At 39.2% G+C, this 5,069-nt stretch carries 6 protein-coding genes and 2 tRNA genes; 7 read left to right on the top strand and 1 reads right to left on the bottom strand.

Annotation, left to right across the window (positions count from 1 at the left end; genetic code table 11):
- The 5 genes from Q0C19_RS10930 to Q0C19_RS10910 form a co-directional block, all read left to right on the top strand.
- The coding region (locus tag Q0C19_RS10930; protein WP_295055935.1) for a uroporphyrinogen decarboxylase family protein at positions 1 to 315 on the top strand (315 nt) is incomplete at its 5' end.
- A gap of 2 nt (positions 316 to 317) precedes the next feature.
- Complete coding sequence (locus Q0C19_RS10925) at positions 318 to 1,256, top strand: radical SAM protein (RefSeq protein WP_295055933.1); 939 nt, start codon at positions 318 to 320, stop codon at positions 1,254 to 1,256.
- A 57-nt stretch (positions 1,257 to 1,313) separates the two neighbouring features.
- A tRNA-Asn gene (locus Q0C19_RS10920) sits at positions 1,314 to 1,388 on the top strand.
- A gap of 28 nt (positions 1,389 to 1,416) precedes the next feature.
- A tRNA-Asn gene (locus Q0C19_RS10915) sits at positions 1,417 to 1,491 on the top strand.
- An 82-nt stretch (positions 1,492 to 1,573) separates the two neighbouring features.
- Complete coding sequence (locus tag Q0C19_RS10910; protein ID WP_295055937.1) at positions 1,574 to 2,794, top strand: EAL domain-containing protein; 1,221 nt, start codon at positions 1,574 to 1,576, stop codon at positions 2,792 to 2,794.
- Between the two features lie 9 nt (positions 2,795 to 2,803).
- Here the strand turns inward: Q0C19_RS10910 and Q0C19_RS10905 are convergent, their stop codons facing one another.
- Positions 2,804 to 3,196, bottom strand: coding sequence for a hypothetical protein (locus Q0C19_RS10905; protein ID WP_295055932.1), 393 nt, complete (start codon positions 3,194 to 3,196; stop codon positions 2,804 to 2,806).
- Between the two features lie 208 nt (positions 3,197 to 3,404).
- Here Q0C19_RS10905 and Q0C19_RS10900 point away from each other — a divergent pair, with 208 nt between their 5' ends.
- Together Q0C19_RS10900 and Q0C19_RS10895 are read left to right on the top strand one after the other, a co-directional pair.
- The gene (locus Q0C19_RS10900; RefSeq protein ID WP_295055930.1) at positions 3,405 to 4,736 is read left to right on the top strand and encodes a mannose-1-phosphate guanylyltransferase/mannose-6-phosphate isomerase; all 1,332 of its coding nucleotides are present in this window, start codon (positions 3,405 to 3,407) and stop codon (positions 4,734 to 4,736) included.
- The coding region (locus Q0C19_RS10895; RefSeq protein ID WP_295055929.1) for a GDP-mannose 4,6-dehydratase at positions 4,737 to 5,069 on the top strand (333 nt) is incomplete at its 3' end. It lies immediately after the preceding gene.

The following is a 5,069-nucleotide window of genomic DNA, read 5'->3' as shown; positions in this document are numbered from 1 at the left end:
ATTATGTTCCCTAAAGGGATTCCAGCATTTTTGGATCAAGTGTACGGCAATTTCGATGTATTCGGTGTTGACTGGAGTACCCCTATGGCTCTTGCAAAAGAGAAATTGGGAGATCGTTATGTTCTCCAAGGAAATATGGAGCCGTGCCGATTGTACTCAAAAGAACAAACAACCGCATGCGTTGAAGCCATTCAAGAGATTATGGGCGGCAAACGCCATATATTCAATTTGGGACATGGAATCCTCCCGGATGTTCCCGTCGAAAATGCCCGTCATTTCGTTGCTGAATGCCAACGCGTGAGCAAAAAAGCCTAATCATGTCTACCATCTTCGGACCTGTGCACTCACGCCGTTTCGGTGTCTCGCTCGGGATCGATCTCTCCAGCTCACATAAGCAGTGCAATTTTGACTGTCTTTATTGTGAACTCGCCCCTATGCCGGCAATGGATCATCAACACACGATAACACCTGTCGAAACCATTACTGCCGATTTAAAAGAGGCACTCCATAAACATCCGAATATCGATGTTATTACCATCACAGCAAACGGTGAACCGACAATGTATCCCTTTTTAAGTGAGCTGATCGAACAGATCAATAAACTTAAAGGAGATATTCAAACCTTGATCCTTTCCAACAGTGCCTCTTTAAACGATAGAAGTGTTTTTAATGCTCTTCTCAAGCTCGACCAAGTCAAACTCTCTCTCGACGCGGCTACCCCAGAAGTATTTAAAAAAATTGACCGTCCTGCTGAAAATATTAAGATCACTGATATCATCGAAAATATTACCCGTTTCTCACATCTATTTACGGGAAAACTGTTTATTGAAATATTGTTCGTCAAGGGGGTCAATGATTCCCCTGATGAAGTTGAAGCGCTCAACCGTGCCCTACTCGGTATCCATTGTGAACGTATCGATATCGGCACAATCGACCGTCCCCCGGCATATCCTGTGCAGGGTCTGAGTTTTGAAGAGCTACATACCCTATCGCACAGTTTCGATCCTGCATTAGTGATCCATATCGTTTCACGTACCCATACCTCGGCGACAGTAAGTACCTATAGTAATGACGAAATTCTTACCACTCTCGATAAACGTCCTCTAACCATGGACGATATCGATGCTCTCTTTGATTTGGACTCCAAAGAACGCTTCCAATTTCTGCTAAGTCAAGGTAAAATTGCTCAAATCGAACGTTCAAACGTGATCTTTTTCACCCCTACCGCAAATATTGATCGAAAACGCTCTAAATAAGAGTCTTTTTATTGACAATTTAGCCTTCATAACGTATAATTACGCCCTCATAAACATTCCGGATTAGCTCAGCGGTAGAGTAGGTGACTGTTAATCACTTGGTCGCTGGTTCGAATCCAGCATTCGGAGCCACTTTATGATATTTTTTCTCTTTTTCTGTTCCGGATTAGCTCAGCGGTAGAGTAGGTGACTGTTAATCACTTGGTCGCTGGTTCGAATCCAGCATTCGGAGCCACCCCCCCCTAAAAACTTTACTAACAATGGTCGATATTACTACGCTATCATCATAATGCTTTTATAAAAATTTAAAATAAATGGTGCCTTTTTTGAATACAGTATATTTAGCAAAACAAAAAATTTTTAATCGTCAAGGGAAAGTGTTCGCCTATGAGCTTCTTTTTAGAGACCATGCGCATGGAATCAAAGAATTCCCGACCAATATTAGAGCCACGTCTCAAGTTCTTTTAAATACATTGACCAATATAAATATCGATGAACTCTTAGGTAAAGACGGTATCGCGTTTATCAATCTCGATGAGCATGCCTTTACCTCCGGCATTATTGATATTTTAGATAAAGACCGATTTGTTTTAGAAATTTTAGAGACAACCGATTTGAACGAACAAGTCATTACTAAAATCAAACAGTACCATAAAAGAGGGTTTAAAATCGCTATTGATGATTTTGACTGCAGTGCAAAGATGATTAAAAAGTTTACCCCTATCTTGAAATATATCCATATTTTGAAAATGGATATTTTGGCGGCTGACGACGATAATTTAAAAAATGTCATGACTAAAATCAAACAGCTTGGGATCAGAGTGCTCGCTGAAAAAATTGAGACGGAAGAAGAGTATAACTATTACAAAGAGATGGGATTTGATCTGTTTCAAGGCTATCAACTGCATAAACCCGAAGTAGTGGAGATGGACAGATATAAAGATGCTACACAGATGATTATTTTGCATCTCATCAAATTAATCAAGAATGACGGTCAAACCTATGAAATAGAATCTTACATCAAAAAAAGAGCCGATTTATCCTACAAATTGGTCAAATTTATCAACAACCACGGCAAATTTGAAACCCAAGTCGAATCGATTACACAGATAATTACCCTACTGGGCAGAGACAAACTATTACGCTGGCTTTTGTTATATCTTTATGCCGAAATTTCTGATAACCCGATTTCGGAGAGCATTATGAATATTGCTCTCCGAAGAGCCGAACGGATGGAAGAGGAAGCCCACCACAGCGAAAAAGACAAAGCCTACCTTGCCGGCATGTTCTCCATGCTCGGCGCTCTTTTTGAAACCGATATTAAGCATGTTATGAAAGATATCAAAATGGATAAAGACATTACCGATCTTGTCGTTTCCAAAAAAGGGAAATTTTTATCCAGTTTCAAAAAGGCCGAATACTCAGAGAGAGAATATTTAAAACGGCTTCTATGTAATAATTTTGAAAAAATAGATATTACTCTGATTCTTTATGCACTAGAACTGAGCAATATTCATATTGATAAAGATATCTTGTAAAAATATTTTTTACACGGTTATTTTATTGGTCTCCGCATCATAGTGATCACATCGGTAATGTCTAAATCCATCAACCATTCGTACAATATTTTTTATCGGTGTTGGATTGAATAAGCGACGGACAAAGAAGTTATCAGCACAATCTTCACATCGGCTAAAAACACACTGAATCGCATCACTCACAACTAATAGAGACTGGTTAGGGGATGTCTGTAAAATATAATCAACACATTGTTGACCATTTTCAACCCCATGATCAATAATGACGACATCATACTTGTCTTTTTGAAACGCAATAAAAACGTCACCTAACGTAGAAACCGTTTCCGCTACACATCTTTCAATAGTATCCTCTAGCAGTATTTTTCGTGTTTGGAGCTGAAACCCGGGTTGATCAATCATTAATATATTCATGATGCAATTATCGCTTACCCTCGGTTAAAATTGGTTAAAATCTTAAATTTTGTTGAAATAATATTTCTTTTACCTCTCCTCTGTCTTCATCGGAAACCTATTTTTAAGTCCTCATATGCGATAATTAATACAATTATCTATATTGATTTTATACTGAATCCACTACAAAAATGATCTTAAAGACAAAAGGAAGAAGATGACAAATATCATTTTATGCGGTGGAAGCGGTACCCGTCTTTGGCCGATCAGCCGGACGTTAATGCCCAAGCAGTTTGTAAAACTGTTCGATAATAAATCTTTATTTCAGCTTACTGTTGAACGTAACAGTATGGTATGTGATAAACACATGATCGTTTCCAACTCTGAACAATATTTTCTTGCACTGGATCAGCTTGAGGAGATTAATAAAATAAACAACCATTATATTTTAGAGCCAATCGGACGTAATACTGCCCCTGCAATTGCTTTGGCATGTTTAGCTCTGGATCCTAATGAAATCGTCCTCGTTACTCCATCTGACCATCTTATAAAAGATCAGATAGCTTATCAACGCATTCTAGAGCAGGCTCAAATATTGGCTATGGAAAATTCTTTGGTAACGTTCGGAATTACCCCTACTTTTGCCGAAACCGGTTTCGGATATATTGAAGCTTCAGGCAAAAATGTCAAAGCATTTCACGAAAAACCAAATCTTGAAGTCGCTCAAAAATATGTGGAAGCCGGCAATTATTATTGGAACAGCGGAATGTTTTGTTTTAAAGCCGGAGTATTTTTACGTGAACTGGAAAAACTGAGTCCCGCAATTTATAGCGCATCTGTACATGCTTATAACAATGCACTCCATAATGATATGATTCGGATCAAACATGAGGACATGGCAGCCATTCCGGATGACAGTATTGATTATGCCGTGATGGAAAAAAGCGGCTGTGTCAAAGTTGTCCCTTCTTCTATCGGCTGGAGTGATGTAGGAAGTTTTGATGCGCTCAGTGACGTAATGCCCAATGATAAAAACAATAACTTCATCCTCTCCAATAAGACTGTTAATCTTATCGATGTCAAAGACCTTATTATCATCGATACCGAAGATGCCCTTTTAATCAGCAAAAAAGGGTCAAGTCAAAAGGTAAAAGAGATCGTTGATTCCTACCGGAAAAGCAATCCGGAACTCACCCATATCCATAGAACTGCCCATCGCCCGTGGGGAACATATACGATATTGGAAGATACAAACGGCTATAAAATAAAGCGTATCATGGTTAAACCCGGGAAACGGCTTTCCTTACAAAAACACTTCCATCGAAATGAGCACTGGATCGTTCTCAGCGGCACAGCTACCGTCACAGTAGGTGATAAAACGTATATGGTACAGCCCAATGAATCAACCTATATCAAAGCGGGGGAAATTCACCGCTTAGCCAATTTAGGTAAAATACCTCTCACAATTATCGAAGCACAAGTAGGCGAATACACGGGCGAAGATGATATTATCAGAATTGAAGATGATTTTAATCGGGGAGCACAATAAATGGCGATACAGAAAGTTGCATTAATCACAGGGATTACAGGGCAGGACGGGAGCTATTTAGCAGAATTTTTACTTAAAAAAGGGTATATTGTTCACGGTATCAAACGCCGCACTTCACTTTTTAATACCGACCGTATCGATCACCTTTACCAAGATCCTCATGTCGATAATCGGAACCTCTTTTTGCATTATGGCGATATGACCGACAGTATGAACCTCACCCGTATTATTCAAGAAGTACAGCCTAATGAAATTTACAACCTTGCAGCGATGAGCCATGTACATGTTAGCTTCGAAACACCCGAATATGTGGCTAATGCAGACGGTACCGGA

The organism is Sulfuricurvum sp., assembly GCF_023250475.1.
Taxonomy (GTDB): Bacteria; Campylobacterota; Campylobacteria; order Campylobacterales; family Sulfurimonadaceae; genus Sulfuricurvum.
The sequence above is the reverse complement of the archived record's forward strand: the minus strand, read 5'-3'. Positions and strand labels throughout refer to the sequence as shown.

Excerpts from the sequence above, each read along its gene's own strand:
- Q0C19_RS10925 (WP_295055933.1), top strand. The coding sequence starts at position 318 with ATGTCTACCATCTTCGGACCTGTGCACTCACGCCGTTTCGGTGTCTCG.
- Q0C19_RS10905 (WP_295055932.1), bottom strand. The coding sequence starts at position 3,196 with ATGATTGATCAACCCGGGTTTCAGCTCCAAACACGAAAAATACTGCTA.
- Q0C19_RS10900 (WP_295055930.1), top strand. The coding sequence starts at position 3,405 with ATGACAAATATCATTTTATGCGGTGGAAGCGGTACCCGTCTTTGGCCG.